This is a genomic window from Pandoraea sp. E26 (assembly GCF_000681415.1).
Classification (GTDB): domain Bacteria; phylum Pseudomonadota; class Gammaproteobacteria; order Burkholderiales; family Burkholderiaceae; genus Pandoraea; species Pandoraea pnomenusa.
The window spans coordinates 70,555-94,298 of the sequence record NZ_AYXJ01000014.1 but is presented as its reverse complement, the minus strand read 5'-3'; the positions used below and the strand labels follow the sequence as shown (position 1 = coordinate 94,298).

The 23,744-nt window shown below is 65.0% G+C and carries 23 protein-coding genes; 12 read left to right on the top strand and 11 right to left on the bottom strand.

Features of this window, described 5'->3' with window-relative positions; translation table 11 throughout:
- Nucleotides 1-134: 134 nt before the first annotated feature.
- The gene (locus tag W930_RS0110460; RefSeq protein ID WP_023873106.1) at nt 135-665 is read left to right on the top strand and encodes a MerR family transcriptional regulator; all 531 of its coding nucleotides are present in this window, start codon (nt 135-137) and stop codon (nt 663-665) included.
- The gene (locus tag W930_RS0110455; protein WP_023873107.1) at nt 662-2,227 is read left to right on the top strand and encodes an MFS transporter; all 1,566 of its coding nucleotides are present in this window, start codon (nt 662-664) and stop codon (nt 2,225-2,227) included. Before W930_RS0110460 ends, W930_RS0110455 begins: the two co-directional genes overlap by 4 nt.
- A 74-nt stretch (nt 2,228-2,301) precedes the next feature.
- Here the strand turns inward: W930_RS0110455 and W930_RS0110450 are convergent, their stop codons facing one another.
- The 6 genes from W930_RS0110450 to W930_RS0110425 all read right to left on the bottom strand — a co-directional run bounded on the left by W930_RS0110450 (nt 2,302) and on the right by W930_RS0110425 (nt 8,161).
- Nucleotides 2,302-2,889 (bottom strand): flavin reductase family protein, encoded by a 588-nt coding sequence (locus tag W930_RS0110450; RefSeq protein WP_023873109.1) that lies wholly within the window; start codon nt 2,887-2,889, stop codon nt 2,302-2,304.
- Nucleotides 2,890-2,945: 56 nt separating this feature from the next.
- Nucleotides 2,946-4,208 carry an MFS transporter gene (locus tag W930_RS0110445; protein ID WP_023597554.1) on the bottom strand — a complete coding sequence of 421 codons (1,263 nt, stop codon included), beginning with the start codon at nt 4,206-4,208 and terminating at the stop codon, nt 2,946-2,948.
- Nucleotides 4,209-4,251: 43 nt separating this feature from the next.
- Nucleotides 4,252-5,199: an N-carbamoyl-D-amino-acid hydrolase gene (locus W930_RS0110440; RefSeq protein WP_023597553.1), complete on the bottom strand. Its 948-nt coding sequence runs from the start codon at nt 5,197-5,199 to the stop codon at nt 4,252-4,254.
- Between the two features lie 66 nt (nt 5,200-5,265).
- The gene (hydA, locus tag W930_RS26955; RefSeq protein WP_023873111.1) at nt 5,266-6,747 is read right to left on the bottom strand and encodes a dihydropyrimidinase; all 1,482 of its coding nucleotides are present in this window, start codon (nt 6,745-6,747) and stop codon (nt 5,266-5,268) included.
- Complete coding sequence (locus W930_RS26950) at nt 6,744-7,484, bottom strand: aspartate/glutamate racemase family protein (protein WP_024788518.1); 741 nt, start codon at nt 7,482-7,484, stop codon at nt 6,744-6,746. The genes hydA and W930_RS26950 overlap by 4 nt, the downstream gene beginning before the upstream one ends.
- Nucleotides 7,481-8,161: an aspartate/glutamate racemase family protein gene (locus W930_RS0110425; protein ID WP_023873113.1), complete on the bottom strand. Its 681-nt coding sequence runs from the start codon at nt 8,159-8,161 to the stop codon at nt 7,481-7,483. Before W930_RS0110425 ends, W930_RS26950 begins: the two co-directional genes overlap by 4 nt.
- A gap of 189 nt (nt 8,162-8,350) precedes the next feature.
- Here W930_RS0110425 and W930_RS26945 point away from each other — a divergent pair, with 189 nt between their 5' ends.
- Both W930_RS26945 and W930_RS0110415 read left to right on the top strand, forming a co-directional pair.
- Entirely contained in the window at nt 8,351-9,274 is a 924-nt protein-coding gene (locus W930_RS26945; RefSeq protein WP_051399237.1) for a LysR family transcriptional regulator, read from the top strand.
- A 39-nt stretch (nt 9,275-9,313) separates the two neighbouring features.
- The gene (locus W930_RS0110415) at nt 9,314-10,276 is read left to right on the top strand and encodes a bifunctional GNAT family N-acetyltransferase/nucleoside diphosphate kinase regulator (RefSeq protein WP_023873115.1); all 963 of its coding nucleotides are present in this window, start codon (nt 9,314-9,316) and stop codon (nt 10,274-10,276) included.
- 121 nt (nt 10,277-10,397) lie between these two features.
- On the opposite strand, the gene W930_RS0110405 is transcribed toward W930_RS0110415, so the two are convergent.
- A complete protein-coding gene (locus W930_RS0110405; RefSeq protein ID WP_023873117.1) occupies nt 10,398-11,111 on the bottom strand; it encodes an SDR family NAD(P)-dependent oxidoreductase in 714 nt (237 codons plus the stop codon).
- Between the two features lie 128 nt (nt 11,112-11,239).
- Here W930_RS0110405 and W930_RS0110400 point away from each other — a divergent pair, with 128 nt between their 5' ends.
- The 3 genes from W930_RS0110400 to W930_RS26940 all read left to right on the top strand — a co-directional run bounded on the left by W930_RS0110400 (nt 11,240) and on the right by W930_RS26940 (nt 14,636).
- Nucleotides 11,240-12,163 (top strand): LysR family transcriptional regulator, encoded by a 924-nt coding sequence (locus W930_RS0110400; RefSeq protein WP_023873118.1) that lies wholly within the window; start codon nt 11,240-11,242, stop codon nt 12,161-12,163.
- Nucleotides 12,164-12,493: 330 nt separating this feature from the next.
- A complete protein-coding gene (locus W930_RS0110395; protein ID WP_023873119.1) occupies nt 12,494-14,089 on the top strand; it encodes an MDR family MFS transporter in 1,596 nt (531 codons plus the stop codon).
- A gap of 4 nt (nt 14,090-14,093) precedes the next feature.
- Entirely contained in the window at nt 14,094-14,636 is a 543-nt protein-coding gene (locus tag W930_RS26940; protein WP_023597546.1) for a MarR family winged helix-turn-helix transcriptional regulator, read from the top strand.
- A 181-nt stretch (nt 14,637-14,817) separates the two neighbouring features.
- Here W930_RS26940 and W930_RS0110385 read toward each other — a convergent pair whose 3' ends face one another.
- Nucleotides 14,818-16,089, bottom strand: a complete 1,272-nt coding sequence (locus tag W930_RS0110385; RefSeq protein WP_023873120.1) for an amino acid deaminase — start codon at nt 16,087-16,089, stop codon at nt 14,818-14,820.
- Between the two features lie 171 nt (nt 16,090-16,260).
- Between W930_RS0110385 and W930_RS0110380 the strand changes: the two genes are divergently transcribed.
- The 5 genes from W930_RS0110380 (at nt 16,261) to W930_RS0110355 (ending at nt 20,303) form a co-directional block, all read left to right on the top strand.
- Entirely contained in the window at nt 16,261-17,142 is an 882-nt protein-coding gene (locus tag W930_RS0110380) for a MurR/RpiR family transcriptional regulator (protein WP_023597544.1), read from the top strand.
- Nucleotide 17,143: 1 nt separating this feature from the next.
- The gene (locus W930_RS0110375) at nt 17,144-18,634 is read left to right on the top strand and encodes an amidohydrolase family protein (protein ID WP_023873121.1); all 1,491 of its coding nucleotides are present in this window, start codon (nt 17,144-17,146) and stop codon (nt 18,632-18,634) included.
- Nucleotides 18,635-18,687: 53 nt separating this feature from the next.
- Nucleotides 18,688-19,080, top strand: a complete 393-nt coding sequence (locus tag W930_RS0110370; protein WP_369798649.1) for a RidA family protein — start codon at nt 18,688-18,690, stop codon at nt 19,078-19,080.
- 247 nt (nt 19,081-19,327) lie between these two features.
- Entirely contained in the window at nt 19,328-19,795 is a 468-nt protein-coding gene (locus W930_RS0110360; RefSeq protein ID WP_145929424.1) for a hypothetical protein, read from the top strand.
- Complete coding sequence (locus tag W930_RS0110355) at nt 19,782-20,303, top strand: hypothetical protein (RefSeq protein WP_023873126.1); 522 nt, start codon at nt 19,782-19,784, stop codon at nt 20,301-20,303. Before W930_RS0110360 ends, W930_RS0110355 begins: the two co-directional genes overlap by 14 nt.
- Nucleotides 20,304-20,391: 88 nt before the next feature.
- On the opposite strand, the gene queF is transcribed toward W930_RS0110355, so the two are convergent.
- Genes queF through ilvA form a run of 3 tightly spaced genes read right to left on the bottom strand, consistent with a single transcriptional unit; the run spans nt 20,392 to nt 23,716 of the window.
- Nucleotides 20,392-21,219 (bottom strand): NADPH-dependent 7-cyano-7-deazaguanine reductase QueF, encoded by an 828-nt coding sequence (queF, locus tag W930_RS0110350; RefSeq protein WP_023873127.1) that lies wholly within the window; start codon nt 21,217-21,219, stop codon nt 20,392-20,394.
- Nucleotides 21,206-22,135 (bottom strand): 5'-nucleotidase, encoded by a 930-nt coding sequence (locus W930_RS0110345; RefSeq protein WP_023597538.1) that lies wholly within the window; start codon nt 22,133-22,135, stop codon nt 21,206-21,208. The genes queF and W930_RS0110345 overlap by 14 nt, the downstream gene beginning before the upstream one ends.
- 51 nt (nt 22,136-22,186) lie before the next feature.
- A complete protein-coding gene (gene ilvA, locus W930_RS0110340) occupies nt 22,187-23,716 on the bottom strand; it encodes a threonine ammonia-lyase, biosynthetic (protein ID WP_023873128.1) in 1,530 nt (509 codons plus the stop codon).
- Between the last annotated feature and the right edge of the window lie 28 nt (nt 23,717-23,744).

Genomic DNA, 23,744 nt, shown 5'->3' with positions numbered 1-23,744 from the left:
GCCGCCGGTCGACGTGGCCACTCTACCGGACATTGCTGACGTGGGTAAATCCTGCCCGGCGCGGGCCAACATGAACGTGAACGTACACGTTGTGCTATGATCGTGCCATATTCTGTTCACGCAAGGTTTACGTCATGTCAACGTCCGCTGCCGAATCCGGTCATGTCACGGTTCGCGAGGCTGCCGAGCGGCTCGGTGTGACGCCGCGCACGCTCAAGTATTACGAGGAGAAGGGGCTGATTGTCCCGACGCGGAGCGAGGGTCATTACCGGCTGTACACGCAGGAGGATCTCGAGAAGTTCGTGCGGATTCTGCGCATGCGTTCTCTGGGATTTTCGCTGCAGACCATCGCCGAGATTCTGTCGAAACCCATCGAGGCGTCGACGCCGACGAGCACCGCGGTGTCGCTGGCGTCCCTGCGCGAAGTCGAAGCGTCGCTGGTGCGTCAGGTAGAGGCTGTCGATGCCAGAATTCAGGCCGTGCGCAAGGAGATGCGCGAAGCGATGGCGGTGCGCGACGAGATCGAGTACGACCTTCAGTACATTCGGCGCCGCATTGCCGGCGAGCCCAAGGACGCGCTGATTCGCGAGCGTCGCGAGCGCGCGCTGGCCAAACGCGGGACGGGGAAGGGGACACCGAAAGCCCGGAAGGCCGCTGAAAAATGAGCGAGGTCGCCCGCGCCTTGCCCGCATGGCGGGGCGGATACCTGTCGCGGTTTCGGGACGAATTCTTCCCGTGGGCCATCGCGCTCGCGACCGGGCTGGACTATTTCGACAACGCCGGGTTCGCATTCTTTACCAGCTATATCGCCGGCGGCATCAACGCATCGCCGGACGAACTCGTCTGGGCGTCGAGCGCATATGCGGTCGCGTCCGTGCTCGGCATCCTCCAGCAGCAATGGTGGGTGGAGCGCCTGGGGTACCGGCGGTATGTCGGCGGCAGCCTGCTGCTGTTCGCCGCCGGCGCGGTGGCCGCGGCACTGAGCGAGTCGTCGATCGAGCTGGCGCTCGCCCGTGGGTTCCAGGGGTACTTTATCGGCCCGATGATGAGTGCCTGCCGCATTCTGATCCAGACGAGAATGACACCGCAGCGCCGACCCGTGGCGGTTCGTGTTTTCCTGCTGATGATCCTGATCGGCAGTGCGCTTGCTCCGCTCGCAGGCGGCTACCTGATTGGCCGCTTCGGATGGCGATCGTTGTTCGTGGCCACCGGTTTTGGCGGCGTGGTGCTCGGGCTGTTTGCCGTGCTCGCCGTTCCGTCCGCCGGACGCGTGCTTCACGAGCATCGCGGCGAAGCGCATTTCTGGCCGTACCTACTGTTTGCGTTCGCGCAAGGGGCGTTGCAGATCGCGATGCAACAGGTTCGCTTCGAGCTGTTCGGCTCATCGCCGGAGCTGATATTCCTCACGGGCGCCGGACTGGTCGCGCTGGGCGGATTCATCTGGCAGCAGTGGCATCATCCGCGCCCGCTGCTTCGTCTGCACGCGCTTCGCGAGAAGACGTTTCAGGCCGGGATCATGCTCTATATCGCGTTCTACTACCTGAGCAATTCGATGGGGTTTCTCGTCTCCCGACTGCTGGAGGGTGGGTTGCACTATCCGGTGGAGAATGCGGGGCGGCTGGTGGGGCTCACGTCGCTCGTCTCGGTTGCCGGCGCGCTGATCTATTTCCGTGTCTCCGCGCGCGTCACGCACAAGAAGTGGATGATCGTGCCAGGCTTTCTGATGGCGGCGCTCATTGCAATCTGGATGATGCACATGCCGCCCGACGTGAGCACACCGTGGCTCATCGTGCCGCTTGTGCTGCGCGGACTGCTTCTGCTCATGATCGCGCTGCCGGTCGCCAACGTCACGTTCCGCATCTTCGCGCTGGAGGAGTTTCATCACGGTTACCGGTTCAAGAACATCGTCAAGCAACTGACCTACTCGTTCGCCACGGCCACCATGATCATCCTGCAGCAACACCGCGTTGCCGTGCACGAAACCCGTCTGAACGAGTCGGTGTCCCTTTTCAACCCCGCGTTTCAGGAGATGTTCGGCAAGTTGTCGCACGGCTACGAGTCGATGGGATATTCGGCACAGCAGGCGGCGTCGCTGGCGCTGTCGACGATTCATACCCAGGTGGTGCAGCAAGCGAGCTTTCTCGGCTCGCTCGACGGCTTCTCGGTACTCGTGTGGGTGTCGCTCGTGGGCGCCGTGTGTGCATTCGTTCAGAAGCGGATCGACTGATGGCGCCGATGAGAATGGCCCGGTATCGGTATCGCCCGGGGGGACGGATCGCCTCGTCAAGAGAGCGAGCGTGATTACAGCGTGAAGCGATCCCGGGTTGTCGTGTACAAGCCGCCGCCCAGGCGGCCGACGGGCGTGTACTCGTCGAGCGCGATCCGGCAGGTGGCGCGGTCGACGAGTCCGTCGCGCGCATGAAGGCGCAGTACCTGTCCGATGAATATCCGGCGGCTCTCGGACGTCAGCGTCTCCCAGACCGTGCATTCGAACGCCACTGGCGCCTCGACGATCCGAGGGGGGCTGACATCGACGCCTGGCGCCGTGGTCAGGCCCGCGTCGGCAAGTTCGCTCACGTGCGACGGCAATCGCGCGCCGCACCGATGCATCTTCGCGGCCATCGTCTCGTCGCACAGATGCACCACGAATTCGCCGCTCCGCCCAATGTTGACCGCCGTGTCCTTGAGCGCGCCGTCGTCGTGCCGGTTGATGCTCACCATCACGATCGGGGGATCTTCTCCGAGCATGTTGAACATCGAGAACGGGGCGGCATTGACTGTGCCGTCGTCGCCCAGCGTCGTGATAAGGGCGATGGGGCGCGGCACGATCAGGCTGCTCATGAGCTTGTAGCGTTCGTAGGGTGTCAGCGTCGCGAAGTCGATGTCCACGCAGGGCTCCAGTCGCAGGAAAAGGCGGGCGGACCGGACGGGTCCCCCGTGCGGGATCACTCCAGCTCCACGCCCTTCAGTTCGGGAATGAGGAACACCGTGGCGAGAATGTCGATCACGTAGATGCCGGCCAGCGCCGCGATGGCGATCTCGAACGAGTAATGCGCGGCGATCACGCCGATCACCAGCGGACTCAGCCCCCCGAAGCCGCGCCCGATGCTCCAGAGTACGTTCTGAGCCGTGCCGCGGGCATGCGTCGGGTAGAGCTCGGCGAGGAGCGCACCGTAGCCGCCCATCATGCCGTTGACGAAAACACCCATCACGATGCCGCCGATGAGCAGCGCTTCGGGCGTGCTCAGCTGCGAGTACACGAACACCATGATCAGCGCGCCGATCTGGTAGCCGATGAACGTCGGGCGGCGACCGATCCTGTCGGCGAGTTGCCCGAAGATCCAGATGCCCACCAACATGCCGATGATCGACGCACCGGTCCACACCGCCGACTTCGCCAGGCTGTAACCGAACATCTTCGACAGATAGGCGGGCATCCACACGATCAGTCCGTAGTAGCCGAAGTTCTGGACCGAACACAGAATGATCACGCCGATGCTGCGTTTGGTCGTCTGTGCGTCGCGAAACAGTGTCTTCACCGGGAATTCACGCTTTTTGCGGGCGGACTTCAGGAAGATCTCCGACTCGCCGATCACCTTGCGGATCACGAACGACCCGAGTGCCGGCAGCACGCCCACGACGAACATGCCCCGCCAGCCGATGTGCGGCAGAAGCAGGGGCGTGAGCACCGCGGCAAGCAGCACGCCGAGTTGCCAGCCCATGCCCACGTATGACGACACGCGACCGCGCTTGTGCGCCGGCCACGCCTCGATGGCGAGTGCCATGCCGATGCCGAACTCGCCGCCGAGCCCGAGGCCCGCGAGGAATCGATAGATCAGCAGGTCCCAGTAGCCCGTGGCGAATGCGCAAAGTCCCGTGAAGAGGGCGAAGACCAGGATCGTGTACGTCAACACACGCACGCGTCCGTAGTAGTCGCTCAGAATGCCGAAGCCAATGCCCCCGAAGATGCCGCCGATCAGGGTCACGGTGACCAGCGATCCGCCCTCAGTGGCGCTCAGTCCCAGATCGGCGCTGACCACGCTCATCATGAAGCCCAGGATGAGGAGGTCGAAGCCGTCCATGGCATAGCCGGATACGGCGGCGATCAGGGCCCGCATGGGATGATTGCCCGATTGTTCCGCCGTGGCCGCCGGTCGGTCTTGAGCCCCTTGTGCCGGACTCAGGCTGTTGCTTTCATAGCCGCTCATGATGTCTCCTTCGTGCTGCCTGTACGAGTTGCGCGCGCGTGTCTCAGAAATCTTCCCGGGGCAGCGGGGCGCCGGCGCCGGTGCGCTCGACGATCAGCCGGTAGTGCTCCGGACGGCGATGCTTCGCGAAGTTGAAGACGTGGTTGCGGAAGCCTTCGGTGACGGCGAGGTTGATCGAGGAGAAGATCACTTCGTCCTCTTCGGTCACGGTCTGTGCCGCGATCTCACCTGTCGGCGCGACGATGACCGAACCGCCGATCATGTGATGGCCGTCTTCGCTGCCGCACTTCGCCGCCGCGCCAATGAACATCGCGTTCTGGTAGGCGCTTGCCTGCAACGACACGAGATGCGTGTGCATTCGCAGGTGCGGCGGCTCGTTCCAGTGGATGTTGATCGACGGGGTGTTGTAACCGACGAGTCCGATTTCCGCGCTTTGCAGCGACATGACCCGCCACGTCTCCGGCCAGCGACGGTCGTTGCACAGACACATGCCGATGCGGGTGCCGAACGATTCGATCACCGGAATCCCCGAATTTCCGACTTCGAAGAATTTCTTCTCCAGGTGCTGGAACGGTGCGTCGGGCTTGTGGTCGGCATGGCCCGGCAGATGAATCTTGCGATACTTTCCCACGATGTTGCCGTCGGCGCCGACCAGCACACAGGTGTTGAAGCGCCGGCCTTGCGGGGTAAGTTCGGCATACCCGAGATAGAAGCCCACGCCGAGTTGCTTCGCCGCGTCGAACAGCGGTTGCACGTCGGCGTTGGGCATCGATGTCTCGAAAAAGCGTGCGACGGCCTCGTCCTCGCTCATCCAATATCGTGGGAAGAAGGTCGTGAGCGCCATTTCGGGGAAGACGACGAGCTTCGCACCGCGCCCTGCCGCTTCGCGCAGCATTTCCACCAGCCGCGACACGACAGCACGGCGGTCGTCGGCCAGGTTGACCGGGCCCATCTGTGCGACGGCCAGACCGAGTTTTCTGTTGTTGCTCATATCCACTCTCTTGAAAGAACAAATGCAATCGGTAGCGCCGACGGGTGTCATCGGCGATGCTGCGGGTCAGTAGTTTTTCTGTTTCCCGTTGGTCAGCGCCAGCGTGCGGAAGAACCTGGCGCCCGGCGAGATCTCCCGCCCCACGGTGTGCGGCTCGGGCACGCCGCGGGCGATGAAACGGCCGCTGCCGGGCGCGGCATGCAGGCGTCCGTCGCTCACGATCACTCGCCCGGCGCTGATGACGATTTCGGGCCAGCCCTTGACCGTGCGCCCCTCGTACGGCGTGTAGCCGACCTGGTCGTGCAGTGCCGACGTTGAGAGCGTGACTTCGCGTTCGGCATTCCAGATGGCGATGTCGGCGTCGGCGCCCTCGGCGATATGCCCCTTGCGCGGAAAGATGCCGTACATCCTTGCGTGGTTGGTGGCGCTCAGCGCAACGAATTGCGTCAACGAAATGCGTCCGCCGCCCACACCTTCCGAGAACAGCAGCGGCAAGCGTGCCTCCAGCCCGGGCATGCCGTTGGCCATTTGCTTGAACGTCGTCTTGTCGCCGAAGGGAATCTTTCCGCTTTCGTCGTAGCGATAGGGGGCGTGGTCGGACGAGAGCGTTTGCAGGGTGCCGTTGGCCAGACCCTCCCAGAGGCTGGCCTGCGCCCTGGCGTCGCGCAGCGGCGGGCTGCAGCAGTATTTGGCGCCTTCGGTGCCGGGCAGGTCCATGTCGTCTTCGGTCAGCACCAGGTAATGCGGGCAAGTTTCGCCGTACACCTGCGCCCCGATCTTCTGGGCGGCCTGGATCGTGGACAACGCTTCGACGGCCGAGACGTGCACGATCATCACCGGCACGTCGAACAGGCGCGAGAGCTGGATGACGCGGTTCGTCGCCTCGGCTTCGGCCAGCGCGACGTGGCTCGTGCCGTGGAACTTCGGCGCGGTGTAACCACGTTCGAGCAGGCGCTGCGATACCCAGCGAATGACGTCGTTGTTCTCGGCGTGAACCATCACCAGGGCGCGTTCGCGCGCGGCGACGGCGAGCACGTCCAGCAACTGGTAGTCGTCGATCTTCAACTGGTCGTAGGTCATGTAGACCTTGAACGACGTGATGCCGCTGCGGATGAGTTCCGGCAGGTCGGTGTGCAACGTCTGCGGATCGGTCTCGGAGAGGATCAGGTGATAGCTGTAGTCGATGACGGACTTGCGTCGCGCCAGTTCGGCGTAGTCGTTGGCCACTTTGCGCAGCGAGTTGCCGCGATGCTGGGCGGCGAACGGGACGATCATCGTGGTGCCACCGAAGGCCGCCGACACGCTGGCGGAGTACCAGTCGTCAGCGCCCATCTTGCCCATGCCCGACAGTTGCTCGACGTGGCAATGCGTGTCGATGCCGCCGGGCATCACGAGGCGCCCGGTGGCGTCGACGATGCGCGCGGCGTTGCCGGGCAGGTTCGGGCCGACGGCGGCAATCCTGTCGCCCCGCACGCCGACGTCGGCCCTTTGGGTTCCGCCGGCGTTGACGACGGTGCCGCCGCGAATGATCAGATCGAAATCGCTCATGATGAAATGGTCTCGTTGCGGCGTCGGGCGGCCGTCGCCTTGTGCCACCAGGCGATGCAAGCCTTCACCAGCAAATGGGTGGTGTCGAAGAGCGGCACGCCGCTCGGGTGATCGGAGAGCACCAGCGGCAACTCGGTGCACCCGAGGATGATGCCCTGCGCGCCGTCATCCACGAGTTGCGACGCGGCGCGGTCCAGCATCGCGGCCGCGCGCGCGAGGTCGCCGGCCTTGACGGCCGCGATGCCCGCGCTCACGCGTTCGTGCTGATCGCGCGCGCATGGAACCACCACATCCACGCCGGCAGCGTGCAGGGCGTCGTGATAGATGCGCCCCTGAATGGTGGCGGACGTGGCCATCAGGCCCACCCGCCGGAGTGCCGCGGGATGCGCGGTGACGGCTTCGGCGCTCGCGCGTCCGATGTGCAGCACTTCGAGCTGCGTGGCCGCCGCGAGGCGCGAATGCCAGAGATGCGCCGTATTACACGGAATGGCAATGGCGCCCGCGCCCGCCGATTCGAGAATGCGCAGACCGGCCAGCAGGAATGGCCAGGGCGCGTCGGAGCCGGCGAGGAACGACTCGCTGCGGTCGGGAATCTGCGGGACGCTGTGCACGAACACCGGCATGTGGTCCTGGTCCTTTGTCGCCGGCGTGGATTCCACGAGCTTGCGCATGAAGTCGGCGGTGGCGAGGGGCCCCATGCCACCCAACACGCCGAGCACGGTCGGCGCGGCGCTCATCGCAGGACCCCCGAGTTTCCCTTCAGCACGTTGGTGGCGAGTGCGATGGCGGTCATGCAGGGTTCGACCACCGGTACCCCCACGGCGGCTTCGATGCGCTCGCGCAATGCCGCCATGCCAGCGCAACCGAGCACGATGACGTCTGCGCCGTCGCGCTCGATGAGTGCGCGCGCGGTGTCGACGATGCGCGGTACCGCGCGCGTCTCGTCACCCGATTCGGCAACGCTCAGGTCGACGGCGCGTTCGCCGGCGATGTGCTGCGCGAGGCCATAGGCTCGGTAGGCGCGCCAATGTCGGGCGATGCTGCCCCGGGTGATCGCGACCACGCCAACGCGTTCGCCGAGCGCGGTGGCCGCCCCGAGCGCCGCTTGTCCGATGCCGATGACCGGGCGTCGGGTGATCTCGCGCGCGGCGGCGAGTCCGGGATCGCTGTAGCAGGCGAGTACGAAGGCATCGGCGGCATCGGTGCCTTGCAGATTCCTTTCGATCGCGTCGGCGACGAGGACCGCCGCCCGGTCGGCGTCGCGCTGCGTGGCGATCCCGGGAGGCGCCCCGTCGAGCGTGGCGTAGGTCAGGCGCACGGGCGCGTCGCGGAACTGGACGTTCGCCGTCGCGGCGATGCTGTGCGTCACGCCGGTGAGCGAGTTGGGGTTGATGACGAGGAGGGTGGACGACATACGCGAATCCGGTAACGCGACAAATTGGATGGATTCACGATAGCAACCGCATGGATGACGGGTCCAATAGAACGATTTTCGGACCTTATAGACGCAATGCATGGGTTCGCACCACGGAGGTGCCTGAGGTAAGCTCTTGCACCATCAAGACTCCATTGGAAAGGTGCAGACGTGGTCTCGGATACCCCCATGCCGCGCCCGCTGGCGATGAGCCTTCGTCAGATCGAGACATTCCGCGCGATCATGATCACCGGCTCGATCACAGAAGCGGCGAAGATGCTCTTCATCACACAGCCTTCAGCCAGCCGAATTCTCGCGGCGGCCGAGGGGCGCGTGGGGTTCCCGTTGTTCGAGCGATCGAAGGGGCGGCTATTCCCCACGCCCGAGGCGCGACGCATCTACCACGAAGTGGAGACGGCGTATGCCGGCGTGCAGCGCGTTGACGATCTGGTGCGCGCGATCATCGAGGGCAAGAGCGGGAAGCTGAACATCGTGTGCAGTCCGAGTCTGGGCGCGGAATTGGTGCCGCGCGCGATTGCGCTGTTCAATCAGCGCTATCCCGAGCTTCAGATCCACTTCGAGCCGCTCACGCACAACAACCTGATCCCGCGCGTGTTGCTGGGCAAGGACTATCTTGGTGTGTCGATGTTCGCGGTGAATTCGAACAACCTGAGGATGGAGGCGCTGGCCGACGGACCGATGATGTGCATCAGCCCACCCGGATGGCTTGCGCCGGGGGGCGTGGTCAAGGCGGACGACCTCGCGTCGCATCCCTGGATCGACTACGGACACGACACGCCGTTGGGCGCGATCGTGGGCGATATCTTCGGCAGGCACCGGCGGCCGTCGCCCATCGTCGAAGTGCGCTCGGCGATCAGCGCCCGCGTGCTGGTGAAGGAGCGCGTGGGCGTGGCGATCGTCGATCCGTTCTGCATCGATGCGTCGACGTTCCAACGCATCGACGTTCACGAGATCCGCCCCGCCAGGAAACTGCGGGTGCATGCCGTGTACTCGCAGGCCGAACCGCTGTCGCACGCCGGGCGGGCATTCATCCGAACGTTGCAGTCGGTGCTCGAAGATCACCTGCGTGCGATCGACGCGTTACGCGGATGACCTGTGGCTTAGAATACGGGCTCTGTCGAAAGAACCGTCATGGCCGTTGCCATGGAAGGCTTTCATTCTTGCAACCATTCCATGGTGAAGATGAGCACGCCTTTCATTTCCCTGTGCCCGGAGATCACGCGGGCCAACGCACTGAATCTGATCGATTGGCTGGACGACGAAGACGTTGTCCGCTACCTCAGCGATTCGCGCCACGTTTCCCGATCCATCGAGCAAGTCATCGAGCGCGTGCAGTTGCCGGTACTGACCCATCTGTTCAACCAGGGCGGCCGGTTCTTCATGGCCTACGACCGACATGACGCCCCGATCGGCTTTGTCCGCCTCGTCAAGACAGGTAAGGATTGCGAAATTGTCCTGGTCGTTGGTGATCGCGACAACTGGGGCCGCAGGCTTGGCGCCGGGGCGCTGCGCGCGGGAATGAAGCTCGCCTTCTTCGAGATGCGCGCCGAGACGCTCGTCGCCAGGATTCACGTGGATAACACGCGCTCGCTCAGGGCCTTCATGCGCTGCGGATTCGAGCCTCACGGCGAAACGCCCACGATGAAAGCGCTCGCGATGACCTCCGAGCGCTATCTACAGTATCTGCGCGAGAGCACGCCGGGCGACACGACCGAGATCCACATCACCGAGATCGATCAGACACGGCTCAGGCACCTTGTCGCGATGGAGGCGGGCCCGGCACTGGTCGATCTGGAGCACGAGATCGAGCGGGCCATTGTCGTCGACGCACGGCAGGTAGCAAGCGACGTGGTCACGATGAACGCCAGGGCACGGCTCAGGCTCGACGACGAGACCGTGGACGTGGACCTCGTCTACCCGCACGACGCCGACGAGAGCGCCGGTAAGGTGTCGATCTTCTCCGAAGTTGGCTCCGCGATCCTCGGCTACAAGGCGGGCGACGCGATCGATTGGCGGATTCGGAACCGGACTCGCCGTATTCGCATCGAGAAGGTGCTTTACCAGCCGGAAGCGGCGGGCGACTTCGATCGATAGGATGACGGCGTCGCATCGACGCGACGCGCTGGGGCGATTTCATGCATGCTTCGCGTCGGGCGTGTGGCCGCCGTCGCCATCGTGATGGCGATCGCGATCACGTCGGCGATTGCGCGTAGGTTCACCAGCGCACGGTGCGTCCGAGGTAGTCGAGGTACTCGAGACCCGGCCGGCCGAGCTTGTCGAGCAGCACGTTCACGACACCGGGCACACTTTCCTCGATCGACAATCGCCCCTGGGGGCCGCCCAGTTCCGTACGCACCCAGCCCGGCGCGATGAGCGCCATGGGTCGTGGGGTATGGACCTGGCGCGCGGCGAAGCTGCGCATGAACTGGTTCAGCGCGGCCTTGCTACCGCGGTAGAGCTCACGCTGGCCGGACTCGTTGTCGGAGATGCTGCCCTGGCCCGACGACATCACACCGATCAGACCCGCGGCACGCACCCGGTCGCAGAGACGTTCGACGACACGCATGGGGCCGAGGGCGTTCGTGATCATGAGATCCACGAAATCCTGCGTCGACACTTCGCCGATGTGCTGCTTCGGGTCGGGATTGGTCGTGCCCGCATTGACGAACAGCATGTCGAACGTTCGGTCGTGCAAGCGCTCGCGCAAGGCCGAGATCTGTTCGCACCGCGTGATGTCCAGCGTCTCGATTTCCACGCAGTCCGGGTGCGCTTCGGCCAGATCGTGCAGCAGCGTCCGGCCGCTGCCGGCGCGCACGGTGCCTACCACGCGCCATCCCCTGTGGACGAACTCCGCGGCCATCGCGTGGCCGAGGCCGCGCGAGGCACCAATCAGGAGGAGGGAGGGTAAATGCGTTGGGGTTTCAGGCATGAGATTCTCCGTCGTTCGATCGAATGCATCGATTCTCTACCCTCGGAAAACGTTGCACCAGACGCCTTATCTGCAATTATGAGTTGCACCGAACGCCATGGGTGTGCGATTTCGTTTATGCTGCGCAAATGTCGCGCATCGATCTGAATCTACTGACGGCTCTGGACGCGCTGCTGAGCGAACGAAGCGTCACGGGCGCGGCTCGGCGGCTGAAGATCAGCGTGTCGGCCATGAGCCGTACGCTCGCCCGGCTTCGTGCTGCGACGGGGGATCGCCTGCTCCTTCAGGCGGGGCGATCGCTGGTGTTGACCCCTTACGCGGAGCAACTGAGCCAGCGGGTGCCTTCGCTGACACGCGACGTGGAAGCGACGCTGGGGCGCGCCGAACACCGGTTCGACGCCGGCACCCTCGTGCAACGTTTCACGGTGCGCGCTGGTGAAGGGTTTATCGACCTGCTCGGTGCCGCACTGCTCACGCGCCTTCGGTGCGAGGCGCCGGGGGTGCAGATTCGTTTCGCACCGAAGGCCGATTGGGATGCCCAACCGCTCAGGGACGGCACGATCGATCTCGAGATCGGTATCGTCAGGGCGTCGGCGCCCGAAGTGCGCACGCGCAGACTCTTTCGGGACCGCTATGTCGGCATTTGCCGAAGCGCTCACCCGCTCATGCGCATGCGACGCGTGAGCACCGCGCGCTGGTTTAAGTACGCGCACGTGATGGTTTCGCGCACGGGAGACCCGGAAAACCCAGTCGATCTGGCGATTGCGTCATCCGAAACGCCACGAAACGTGCCCGTGGTGGTGCCGTCGTATACGAGCGCAATGCAACTAGTGCGCCATTCCGACTGGCTCGCGATCGTCCCGCGTTCCTGCCTCGGCAATGCGTTCGCTCCGGATCACGCCGCAAGCATGGGCTTGCAACCCTTCGACTTGCCGTTGGCAGCCTCCGATTTCCATGTTTCGGCGATCTGGCATCCCCGCCTCGATCACGATCCGGCGCAGCGCTGGTTCCGCACGCAAGTGCGCGAGTTGTGCGAGGCGGCCTATCGGTAGGGTAAGGTGCGGCCCGAGCGCACGTCGGCGGGAGTCGGGCGGACTGCATAGTTACTTGACTGCCATACCGGCTTCGGCTTCCTTCAGAAACCCGATGATTTGCTGTTCCGCAAATCGCTTCTTCATGTTCGTCTTCTTCTCCGAAAACGAACTTTACTAGACTCCGGATGGCACTGTTTGCAGGGGGCGGATCAGGAATGGCCATCCCATTGTTTCAAGTAGTTACTGCGCGTCGTGGTAACCGTTTTTATTACTAGTATCACCACCCCGTCTCCGAACCTCCGATCGTGCTAAAATCTTTGACTGATCAAACATTGATCCGTCAAAAAAATGGCTCCCAGTCCCAGCACCCCGCACTCGGCGGGGCAGGTGTTGCCCTTCCGACAGTCGCTCGTGGCGATGCTCGGGCTTTGTTTCTGCACGATGATGGTGGCGCTCGACCAGACGGTCGTCGGCACGGCGCTGCCGACCATCGTCGCCGAGCTCAAGGGCTTCGAGTACTACGCCTGGGTCGCAACGTCGTATCTCCTGACCTCCGTCATCACCGTGCCGATCTTCGGTCGGCTCGGTGATTTCTACGGCCGCAAACGCTTCGTGATGGCGGCCATCATCGTATTTACGGCCGCGTCCGTGCTGTGCGGTGCGGCCAGCAGCATGCCGTTCCTCGTCATCGCACGTGCCCTGCAGGGCATTGGCGGCGGCATGCTCGTCGGCACCGCCTTCGCATGCGTGCCTGAACTCTTCCCCGACCCGCACGTGCGCCTGCGCTGGCAGGTCATGCTCAGCTCCGCGTTCGGCATCGCCAACGCCATCGGCCCGTCGCTCGGCGGTTTCCTCACCGAAGCCTACGGCTGGCGCTCGGTCTTCTACGTCAACCTGCCCGTCGGGCTGCTCGGCGTATGGTTCGTCGGTCGACACCTGCCTCACATGCGTGCCGACGAACACGGCAAGACGAGCCTCGACTGGCTCGGCGCCCTGCTCATCGCCGCCGCACTCGGCAGCCTGCAAATGCTCGTGGAGTGGCTGCCGGCGGACGGCCTGTCGCGTGGCGTGCTCGCGCTGCTCGTCGTGTTCGTGGTCGCGTCCTACGTGCTCTACGCGTGGGAGAAGCGAACGTCTCACCCGATCCTGCCGTTCGAGATGTTCCGCGACAAAAGCCTCGCGCCGCTCTTCGTGCTGTCGGTCTTCGCAGGCTTCACGATGTTCGGCATCCTCTTCTACGCGCCCCTGATGTTGCAGGGCGGCTTCGGCCTGTCGCCGCGCGAAACCGGTCTGCTGGTCACGCCGCTGGTGGTCTGCATCACCGTGGGCAGCATCGTCAACGGACGCCTCATCACGCGCTTGCGCAATCCGAACGTGATGCTCTACGGCGGTTTCCTGCTGCTCGCGCTCGCCTGTGCCGGCATCATCACCACCCATCGCGGCACCTCGCACGCGCTGCTCGCGAGCTACATGTTCATCGCCGGCCTCGGCCTCGGCTTTGTGATGCCCAATCTCACGGTTTTCGCGCAGGAAGTCGCCGGCCGCGCGCATCTGGGCATCGCCACCGCGCTCATGCAGTCGCTGCGCATGATCGGCGGCATGCTCGGCACGGCCATCGTCGGCACGCTGGTGAATCACAGCTACACCGCCCGCGTGAAGGACGCGCTCGCCGCAAACGATGGCACCCAATGGACCGGGCAACTCACCGATCCGCAGATCCTCGTGAACGCGCAAGCCCAAAGCGACTTCCTCATGACGCTCGCCCACATGGGCCAGAACGGCGCCCTGTTCATCGAGTCGGCGCGCTCGTCGCTGGTCGCCGCGATTCACAACGGGCAGATGATGTCGCTCGCCGCGGCACTCGCCGGCCTGTGGTTCGTGCGGCGCGTGCCGCTCATTCGTCTGACGCGCGGCGCCAAGGCGTCGCCGCCGCCCGCGGAGTGACGCCATGCCGACCCCTCAGAAACGCAACGTCATCCAGCAACTCAGCCTGACGTATCGCGCGATGATGCTCGCCTTCGACGCGAAGGTCGGACACCCGTTGCCGAGATGGCGAATCATTCTCACGCTCGCCGAACAAGGCACCTGCTCGCAGAAGTATCTGGCCGAACATTGCCGGCTCGACCCGGCGTCGCTCACGCGCCAGTTGCAGTCCATGGAAGCGCTCGGCTGGCTCACTCGCGCCCCCGACCCGGACGACAACCGCCTCACCAATGTCACGCTCACTACCGCCGGTGCCGAGGTGTACGAGGAGGCCACGCCGCGTCGCCAGGCTTTCTTCGACGACGCGCTCGAAGGCATGACGCCCGCCGAGATCGCGACGCTGGAAAGCGCATTGGGCCATCTCGAGGAACAGTTCAAGTCGGTGGTGGTCCGCGCGAAATCGACCGCGCCGGACGCCCGGCCCGCCACGCGACGCAGTCCTGCGGAACCCGTCAACACGGATCCGCCGCCACCGGCGCGCAAACGGTCGTCACGCAATCCGGCATGAGCGGTCTTCCCGGGCATGCAATAGGCCACCGGGTCTGAACGTCACCCCGAAAGCTGGACGTAAGTCCGACCTTCGGGGCTTTTTCATGGCGAAGCACGACGCACAGGTCATGCCGGCGGTCGTGAAGGTGGTTTTATCTGGCGTTGCGGAGGGGGGCGTCGGCACGGCGACGCATCCCCGGTCAGAAGAATGTCTGCACGATGTCAACGACGTTGTAGTCGCTGTCGACCACGGGCAGATGACGCCATTTGTCGAACGTCAGGCACGGGTGCGAAATGTCGAACGCGATCATGTCGCCCACGCGGATGTCGTCGCCCGGCGCAATGCGCAGGTATGCGTGCTGATCCATCATGCCGGTGACTTCCCAATGCGCCGGCGTCGCCTTCGGTGTCTTGTCCTCGCCGGGACGAAACTGTTGCGCCGGTTCGGGCATGCCCGCATCGAATGCGGCGTCGCGCTTGCCCAGCGCGATGATCGCCCGCTCCGGTTCCGGAATCGATTGCACGTAGGCCCAGAGCTGGAGCGCCGGTTGCAACTGCGAGCGCATCTGCCTTGCGATGGGATTGCGCGTGGCGATCTGCGCCTGCGCTGCCTTGTAGATGCCCACGTCGTGCGTAAGGTAGCAGCCGGGGCGCAGCACGACGTCGAGCGCTGCCCCGACGTCCTTATGCGCGAACTCGTCGGCCACCACGTCGTACCATGCCGACCCGGCGCCCGAGAGCACCGCAGGCGTGCGCTCGATGCGACCCGCCGCGACCAGCTCGCGCGTGGTGCTCACGGCACGTTGGAGGAACGCGCGAATGTCCGACTCGGTACTCAGCACGCCCTCGTAGACTTCCACGCCCGCGAGCTTGACGGCGTCCGGGTAGCGGGCGAGGGCGTCGAGCACGGCGCGTTGCTGTGCGTCGTCGCGCACGCCGGTGCGTCCGCCCGTCACGCCCAACTCGATGAGCACCTGAATCGACTGGCCGCGCGCCCGGAAGAAGGTGCCCAGATGCACCACGGCCTCTGCCGAATCCACCAGGCAGAAGAATTCGAAATCGGGATCTTTCAGCAAGTCGGCGATCAACGCCATGTTGCGCTTGCCGACCAGCTGGTTCGCCATGAGCACCCGGCGCACCCCGTGGTGGTACGCCGCATTAGTTTGCTGCGCCGTGGCAAGCGTGATGCCCCACGCGCCGCCCTCGAGCTGCCGACGGAACAGCTTCGGTGCCATCGTCGTCTTGCCGTGCGGGGCGAGTTTCACGCCGTACTCATGCACGAATCGCTGCATCCACGCGAGGTTGTGACGAATCTTGTCTTCATAAAGCACCGCCGTGGGCAGGCTCAGGTCTTCGGCGAGCAGATTCCATCCGAGGCCGGCCGTCGCCGACGGCGCCAGCGGCGTGGGCATCGCCCCAAGACCCTTGTTCAGGGTATCGATCATGCCGTTCTGATAGTTTGTATCATTCATCGAAAATCCTCCGCGTGACCTTGCGCCGACGTCTGCCGGATGGTTCGTATAATAGCTTTGAATTACCAGGGTTTGACAAATTTGTTATAAAGTAACAAAAACTGAGAAAACGACTTGAACCGACGTCACGGCGAATTGCCGGGGCGCCCGACCGCACGCATGGACCGGAATATGGCCGAAACCTTCGATATCGTGACGCGCGTTGCCGAGCGCAGCGACCACCTGAGTCAGGCGGAGCGCAAAGTCGCGCAGGTGGTGCTCGAAGACGTGGCCGGCGCCGCGGCGGCGTCGATCAATGTGCTCGCCGAGCGCGCCGGGGTGAGCGAGGCCAGCGTGACCCGCTTCGCCAAGGCAATGGGCTGCCGGGATGTGCGGGACCTGAAGCTGCGTCTGGCACAGGCGGCGGTGGTGGGGCAGCGCTTTCTGGGCGCGAACGCCGCCAACGCGCAGGACGGCTCGGGCGAGACCATCGACCGGATCGCCGACGATATTCAGACGACGCTTCAGGTGCATCGCGGACTCATCAAGCCGGACGTGGTGCGTCGTGCCGCGGGGCGGTTGCTGTCGGCGCGCATGGTCTACGCGTTCGGCATGGGGGGCGGGTCGTCGCTCATGGCCGACGAGGCCCGTTACCGGCTCGTGCGGCTGGGGCGCCCGGTGGCGAGCTATCAGGATGCCGTGCTCGCCCGCATGGTCGCCGGCACGCTCGGTCGGGACGACGTGGTGCTCGCCTTTTCGGTGAGCGGCCATACGCCGGAGCTGGTGTCGGCGTGCGAGATCGCGCGGGAGTATGGCGCGCAGGTGGTCGCGGTCACGGCGACGGCATCGCCCCTCGCGACGCTGGCCGACGAGGTGCTGCCGATTCGCGCGCTGGAAACGGATTTCATTTTCAAACCGTCGTCGTCGCGCTACGCGATGCTGCTGGCAATGGACGTGCTGGCCACGGAACTGGCGTTGCTCGCCAAGCCGCAGAGCCAGGCGCTGTTGCGGCGCATCAAGTACGTGCTGGACACGCATCGGGGCGGCGGCGATCGCCAGCCCCTGGGAGACTGACATGACTGACTGCCTCGCGAACCGCACGGTGGACACCCTCATCACCGATGTGCGACTGGCCGACGGCTCCGGCGCGCCGGTCACCGACGAGCGTTTCGATGTCGCGCTGCGCGACGGCCGCATCCATGCCGTGGCGCCGGCCGGCGCGCTTGCCGGCTGGCAGGCCTCGCAGCGGATCGCGGGGCGGGCTCAGGTGCTGAGTCCCGGCTTTATCGACGTGCACACGCATGACGATACCAACGTGATACGCACCCCGGACATGACGCCGAAGCTCTCGCAAGGCGTGACGACGGTGGTCGTGGGCAACTGCGGGATCAGCGCCGCGCCGGTCACGCTCGGGGGCGATCCGCCCGATCCGATGAACCTGCTCGGCGAGGCCGACGCTTTCCGCTATCCGACATTCGCGGCCTATGTCGAAGCGCTGGAGCGGGCGCAGCCGGCGATCAACGTGGCCGCGCTCATCGGTCACACGGCGCTGCGCAACAATCATATGGACCGCCTCGACCGCCCCGCGACGGAAGCGGAAATCGAGGGGATGCGCGCGCAGTTGCGCGAAGCGCTGGCCAACGGCGCGCTGGGCTTGTCCACGGGCCTCGCCTATGCGAATGCGAACGCCGCCCCCACGGAAGAGGTGCTCGCGCTGGCCGAGCCGCTCGCCGAGGCGGGCGGGCTGTACGCGACGCATCTGCGCACCGAGTTCGCCGAGATCCTGGAGGCGCTCGACGAGGCATTCCGCATTGGACGGCACGCGCGCGTACCGGTGGTCGTGTCGCACCTGAAGTGTGCCGGCGTCGACAACTGGGGACGCAGCACCGAGATTCTCGACGCGCTCGACAAGGCACGGCGCTTCCAGCCGGTTGGCTGCGATTGCTATCCATACACGGCCAGTTCGTCGACGCTCGATCTCAAGCAGGTCACCGACGACTTCGACATTCTCGTGACATGGTCGCAGCCGCACCCGGAGCAGGGCGGCAAGCTGCTCGCGGAAATCGCTGCGCAGTGGGGTGTGGGTCTGATGGATGCCGCAACACGGCTTCAGCCGGCAGGTGCGGTGTACCACTGCATGGAAGAGGACGACGTGCGGCGCATTCTTCGTCACCCCGCGACGGTCGTGGGCTCGGACGGTCTGCCCAATGACCCGCTGCCGCACCCGCGACTGTGGGGGGCATTCCCGCGCGTGCTGGGCCGGTACAGCCGCGAGCAGCAACTGTTCCCGCTGGCCGAGGCCGTCCACAAAATGACAGGATTGTCGGCCGAGCGCTTCGGGCTGACCGGGCGGGGCTTCGTGCGCGAGGGCTACTGGGCCGATCTGGTCCTGTTCGATCCGGACACCGTGGCCGATGCCGCGACCTTCACCGACCCCATGCAGCCGGCCCACGGTATCGCCGCCGTGTGGGTCAATGGCGTACTGTCGTGGCAGGACCGTGCACCCACGCAGCATGCGCGAGCCGGACGCTTTGTGCGGCGTGGCACGCCGCAGCCGGTACTTTGATCAATGTTGCGGCCGACACGCGTGTGGCGGCCGTATTGTCGAAAGGAGCAATGATGAGCATCAAACGATATGGCGTGGAAGGCGGGCAGGGCACAGGTGGCCAGCGCATGCCGTTCGCACGCGCAACCGAAGCCGACGGCTTTCTGTTCGTCTCGGGGCAGACCCCGATGCAGGACGGCGAGGTGATCGATGGCGGCATCGTCGCCCAGTCGCATCAGGCGATCCGCAACATGCTGGCGATTCTCGCGGAGGCCGGCTATGGCACCGAGCACGTGATGCGCGTCGGTGTATGGCTCGACGATCCGCGTGATTTCGCGTCGTTCAACAAGGTGTTCAAGGAGTACTTCGGCGAACACCCGCCCGCGCGGGCCTGCGTGGTGTCGAGCATGGTCATCGACTGCAAGGTCGAGGTGGATTGCGTCGCGTACAAGAAGCCCGCGGCGTGAGCGTGCGATCCGCGCGGTGTCGCCGGTGTGGCGATGCCGCGCGCAGGTTCGAGGAAGCCGGCGATTTCGCCGGCTTTTTTTGTGGTGGCCGCCACGGACGCGATCATCGGGGTGTCGTCGTCGTACTGAGCACTCGCCTTGACGGGCACCTTGGTATCCGTTTCGCAAAGGTTGCGGTTGAGCTTCGATGGCAACGGGATGTTGGCGCGCGCAGTCTGCAATCTCTTCATCAAAGAGGAGGTGGACCGTGTTTCATGGACTGGAGGGCGCCAGCCGGAGCGCCCCGGCATTGCATCGGATGGACGACGTTGCCGACGACGCCCGCGTCGTCATCGACTTCCCGCCGTCCCCCGACGACATCCGTTTGTACAACCAGCGCATGTCGCACCTGAGCCAGGCCGGTTGGCATTCGGGCCTGTCGGGTCTCTCGCTCGTCGTGCTGGGCCTGATGGGCGTGGGGTGCAGCGCCTACGCTTGCATGCAGACTTCGTTGCGGGGCGACGAAGCGGTTTTCGCGGACGAGCATCGCTGGCTGGGCTATGCGTTTGGCGGGAGCGTTGCGCTGCTTTCCACGTGGTCGATCACGTTCGGCCTGAGCGAGATCTGCGTGTGTGCGAGAAAGCGCCGCGAAGCCCGGCAGGAGATGCAGGCGATGAGCGCGAGCGTGCGCTTCGATGCGCGCTCCGGGGAGGCCAACGGCCGTGACTTCGTTTGAGATTCCAGCCGACACGACGCCGCCGTCGCGGCATGTCGCGAGCGACATCGCGGCGATCCGCGATGCGGTGCGCGACGCCGAGGCGCGCTGCGCTGCGATGGACCTGCCGTCCCCGGGGACGTGGGACGCCGCGCGGTGCGACGCAGCCTACCGTCGTGGTTACGGCGCGTTCGAGCGCGGCGATTACGTGCAGGCGATCGAGTGCTTCGCCCCGCTGCTCGCGGCTTGCCCGCACCAGGCGGACTATGCCGTGGCGCTCGCCCTGTGCGCACAACGTCTTGGCGAGCCGCGGGCGGCGCTGCCGCTTTTCATGGCGGCGGCGCTGATCGATCGGGAGGCACCCGGGCCGATGTATCGGGTGGGCGAATGTCTGTTCGAGCTTGCGTATTACGCAGCGGCCGGAAGCGCCATGCGCGAGACGATGCGTCGCTGCGCCGGACAGCCAGGGTTTGCCGCCGTGCGCCGCGCCGCGCAGCGCGTCATGTCGATGGCGCAGGCCATGGCATGACGCCTCGGCGTCTGCCCTCAAACGAGCACGGCGGCGGGACCGGTTCGGATCCCGCCGCCGTCTGGCGTGCCGCTCGGGCGACAATGCCCTACTGGCGAGCCGTGCGCGCGTTGTCCGGCATCGGCAGCGTGAAATTGGTGCGGAACGGGTTGATGTCGAGCCCGCCGCGTCGCGTATATCGTGCGTATACCGCCAATTGGCTGGGTTTGCACTGCCGAAGGATGTCCATGAAGATGCCCTCCACGCACTGCTCGTGAAAGCCCGTGTGACGTCGGTAGGAAATCACGTACTTGAGCAGGCCTTCCTGATCGATCGGCGGGCCGACGTAGCGGATCTGCAGGCTGCCCCAGTCAGGTTGTCCCGTCACGGGGCAGTTGGACTTGAGCAGGTTCGACACGAGGGTTTCGTCGACGTGTGGCTCGTCGAATGCAGCCTTGAGCAGGGTGGCGTCGGGCGCGTACACGTCGGTCTCGATATCGAGGCGATCGACGAGCAGGCCGTCGAGTTCGTCGAGTTCGAGCTTGCCGAAGCCGCCCGGCTCGATGAGCCGCACCTGCACCGGCGCCCCCGCGGCTTCGGACAGATCCTGCTGAATCAATGCGCGCGCCGCGTCGGCGTTGGCCAGCCGGGTTTGGGCGAACGAGCCGAGATAGAGCTTGAACGACTTCGATTCGATGATGTTCGGCGAATCGGCGGGCACCATGGCGGTGAGCAGCGCGATCTGCGGCTTGCCCTTTTCATTGAGCCATGAGAGTTCGTAGCCGTTCCAGATGTCGGCGCCGAAGAACGGCAACGTGTCGGGCACGCCGATCGCCGCGCGCGCCGGCGCACGGGCGATGGGGAAGAGCAGGGACGGGTCGTACTGCTCGGTATAGGCAACTTCCTTGCCGAGCGGAGATTGGTCAGGCGTTGTCATGATTTGCAATGCCACTGATGACGTGACCGGTGGGGGTGACCCGCGCGGCCGACTCGCAGTGGCGTGTCTGATCGTCGAAGAAGAAATCGGGCTCGAATTCGCGCAGGAACGCGCCTTTGTCCAGCCCGCCCAGGAACATCGCCTCGTCGATGTCGATTTTCCAGTCCATGAGCGTGCGAATCGCGCGTTCATGCGCCGGCGCCGAGCGCGCGGTCACGAGCGCGGTGCGGATCTTGACCGGCACTTCGTGTCCCGCGAGCGTTTGCAGGCGGTGCAGCGCCTGCAGCAGGGGCTTGAACGGCCCCGGCGGCAACGGCGTGGCGGCGCGCTCGATCTCGTGCCGCTGGAAGGCGTCGAGTCCGTTGCGCTGGAAGACCTGCTCGGCTTCGTCGGAGAAGAGCACCGCGTCGCCATCGAACGCGATGCGGATTTCGTCGGGGTGCAGTTCCGCCTTTTTCGCGGAGTCGGGGTAGACGCGCGCCGCCGGGAAGCCGGCCGTGAGGGCACTGCGCACGTCTCGCTCGTTGGCCGAGAGGAACAGGTGCGCGCCCAGGGCGTTGAGGTAGCCGAACGGTTCGCGCCCGCGCGTGAACACACCGCGCTCGATCTTGAGGTCGACCTGCCGCGCGGAACGAAACACACGCATGCCGCTCACGGGATCGTTGCGCGAGAGCACCACGACTTCCACGCGATGCCTGTCGGTCCCGTCCTGATTGAAAGCGAGGAGCTTCTGCACGAGCGGAAACGCCACGCCGATGCGCGCGGGCACGTCGAGGCGGTCGAGCTGGTAGCGCATGTAGGACTGGTCGTCGCCGCTTGCCACGCCCGCCTCGTACACGCGGTTCTCTTCTTCGAAGTCGAACAGCGCGCGCGAGGATATCGCGACGACAAGTTTGTTCTCGAGCGTGATGGGCATGGCGGCGGTGGCGTGATGTCCTGAGTCGTTGCGGATGTGAAAGCCGGCGGCTTACCCGAGGAACAGCTTGTAGACCGGGTTGTCGCTTTCGTCCCAGTAAGGATAGCCGAGCGTGGCGAGGAAGTCGCGGAACGCGGCCTTCTCGTCGTCCGGCACCTGAATGCCCACGAGGATGTTGCTGTAATCGGCGCCCTGATTCCGGTAGTGGAACAGGCTGATGTTCCAGTTCGGGCTCATGGCCGAGAGGAATTTCATCAGCGCGCCCGGACGCTCCGGGAACTCGAAGCGGTAGAGCACTTCGTTGCTCGCGAGCGCGGAGCGTCCGCCCACCATGTAGCGGATGTGCTGCTTGGAGAGTTCGTCGTTGGACAGGTCGAGCGTGGGGAACCCGTGACGCTCGAAGCCCGCCTTGATGCGTTCGCCCTCGTCGCGATTGTGCATCTGGATGCCCACGAAGATGTGCGCGCTGGACGCCTCGCTGATTCGGTAATTGAACTCCGTCACATTGCGGCTGCCCACCACTTCGGTGAAGCGCTTGAAGCTGCCGCGCGCCTCGGGAATGGTCACGGCGAACACCGCTTCGCGCGCCTCGCCGACTTCGGCGCGCTCGGCGACGAAGCGCAGGCGGTCGAAGTTCATGTTGGCGCCGGAGGTGATCGCCACGAGCGTCTCGGCCTTGAGCTTTTCACGCTCGGCGTACAGCTTGGCGCCCGCCACGGACAACGCGCCGGAAGGCTCGAGCACGCTGCGGGTGTCCTGGAAGACGTCCTTGATGGCCGCGCAGAGCTGGTCGGTGTCCACGCGAACGACTTCGTCGAGGTGGGCCTGGCACAGCCGGAACGTCTCGGCGCCGACGTATTTGACGGCGGTGCCGTCCGCGAACAGGCCCACATCGTTCAGGAGCACGCGCTCGCCGGCGTGGATGGATTGCGCCATGGCGTCGGAGTCGACGGACTGCACGCCGATGATCTTGATCTCGGGACGCACGGCCTTCACGTATGCGGCGACGCCGGCGGCGAGCCCGCCACCGCCGATGGGCACGAAGATGGCGTGCAGCGGGCCCTGGTGCTGGCGCAGGATTTCCATGCCGATGGTGCCTTGGCCGGCAATGACGTCGGGGTCGTCGAACGGCGGCACGAAGGTCAGGCCGCGTTCGCTCTGCAAGGTCATGGCGTGGGCGTAGGCGTCGCTGTAGGAGTCGCCGGCCAGCACGACTTCGACGGCGCGCCCGCCGTGTGTCCGCACGGCGTCGATCTTGACCTGCGGGGTGGTGACCGGCATGACGATGACGGCCTTGCAGCCCAGGCGCGCGGCGGAATATGCCACGCCCTGCGCGTGATTGCCGGCCGAGGCGGTGAGCACGCCGCGTTCGCGTTCGGCCTCGCTGAGGTTGGCCATCTTGTTGTATGCGCCCCGAATCTTGAAGGAGAACACCGTCTGATTGTCTTCGCGCTTCAGATAAATTCGATTGTGCAGCCGCATGGAGAGCGTGCGTGCCAATTCGAGTTCGCTTTCCTTGGCGACGTCGTAGACTTTTGCGATGAGGATCTTCTTCAGATAATCGGGAGCTGCATCGGACATGATTTAAGGCTTCTTCAGGTTAGGCACA

Bases quoted from the DNA above. Each gene is read 5' to 3' on its own strand.
- W930_RS0110370 (WP_369798649.1), top strand. From the start codon at position 18,688: ATGAGCATCAAACGATATGGCGTGGAAGGCGGGCAGGGCACAGGTGGC.
- W930_RS0110425 (WP_023873113.1), bottom strand. From the start codon at position 8,161: ATGTCGTCCACCCTCCTCGTCATCAACCCCAACTCGCTCACCGGCGTG.
- W930_RS0110375 (WP_023873121.1), top strand. From the start codon at position 17,144: ATGACTGACTGCCTCGCGAACCGCACGGTGGACACCCTCATCACCGAT.
- W930_RS0110455 (WP_023873107.1), top strand. From the start codon at position 662: ATGAGCGAGGTCGCCCGCGCCTTGCCCGCATGGCGGGGCGGATACCTG.
- W930_RS0110385 (WP_023873120.1), bottom strand. From the start codon at position 16,089: ATGAATGATACAAACTATCAGAACGGCATGATCGATACCCTGAACAAG.
- queF (WP_023873127.1), bottom strand. From the start codon at position 21,219: ATGACAACGCCTGACCAATCTCCGCTCGGCAAGGAAGTTGCCTATACC.
- W930_RS26945 (WP_051399237.1), top strand. From the start codon at position 8,351: ATGCCGCGCCCGCTGGCGATGAGCCTTCGTCAGATCGAGACATTCCGC.
- W930_RS0110400 (WP_023873118.1), top strand. From the start codon at position 11,240: ATGTCGCGCATCGATCTGAATCTACTGACGGCTCTGGACGCGCTGCTG.
- W930_RS0110415 (WP_023873115.1), top strand. From the start codon at position 9,314: ATGGCCGTTGCCATGGAAGGCTTTCATTCTTGCAACCATTCCATGGTG.
- W930_RS0110405 (WP_023873117.1), bottom strand. From the start codon at position 11,111: ATGCCTGAAACCCCAACGCATTTACCCTCCCTCCTCCTGATTGGTGCC.
- W930_RS0110445 (WP_023597554.1), bottom strand. From the start codon at position 4,208: ATGAGCGGCTATGAAAGCAACAGCCTGAGTCCGGCACAAGGGGCTCAA.
- W930_RS0110440 (WP_023597553.1), bottom strand. From the start codon at position 5,199: ATGAGCAACAACAGAAAACTCGGTCTGGCCGTCGCACAGATGGGCCCG.
- W930_RS0110395 (WP_023873119.1), top strand. From the start codon at position 12,494: ATGGCTCCCAGTCCCAGCACCCCGCACTCGGCGGGGCAGGTGTTGCCC.
- W930_RS26940 (WP_023597546.1), top strand. From the start codon at position 14,094: ATGCCGACCCCTCAGAAACGCAACGTCATCCAGCAACTCAGCCTGACG.
- W930_RS0110345 (WP_023597538.1), bottom strand. From the start codon at position 22,135: ATGCCCATCACGCTCGAGAACAAACTTGTCGTCGCGATATCCTCGCGC.
- W930_RS0110460 (WP_023873106.1), top strand. From the start codon at position 135: ATGTCAACGTCCGCTGCCGAATCCGGTCATGTCACGGTTCGCGAGGCT.
- W930_RS0110380 (WP_023597544.1), top strand. From the start codon at position 16,261: ATGGCCGAAACCTTCGATATCGTGACGCGCGTTGCCGAGCGCAGCGAC.
- ilvA (WP_023873128.1), bottom strand. From the start codon at position 23,716: ATGTCCGATGCAGCTCCCGATTATCTGAAGAAGATCCTCATCGCAAAA.
- hydA (WP_023873111.1), bottom strand. From the start codon at position 6,747: ATGAGCGATTTCGATCTGATCATTCGCGGCGGCACCGTCGTCAACGCC.
- W930_RS26950 (WP_024788518.1), bottom strand. From the start codon at position 7,484: ATGAGCGCCGCGCCGACCGTGCTCGGCGTGTTGGGTGGCATGGGGCCC.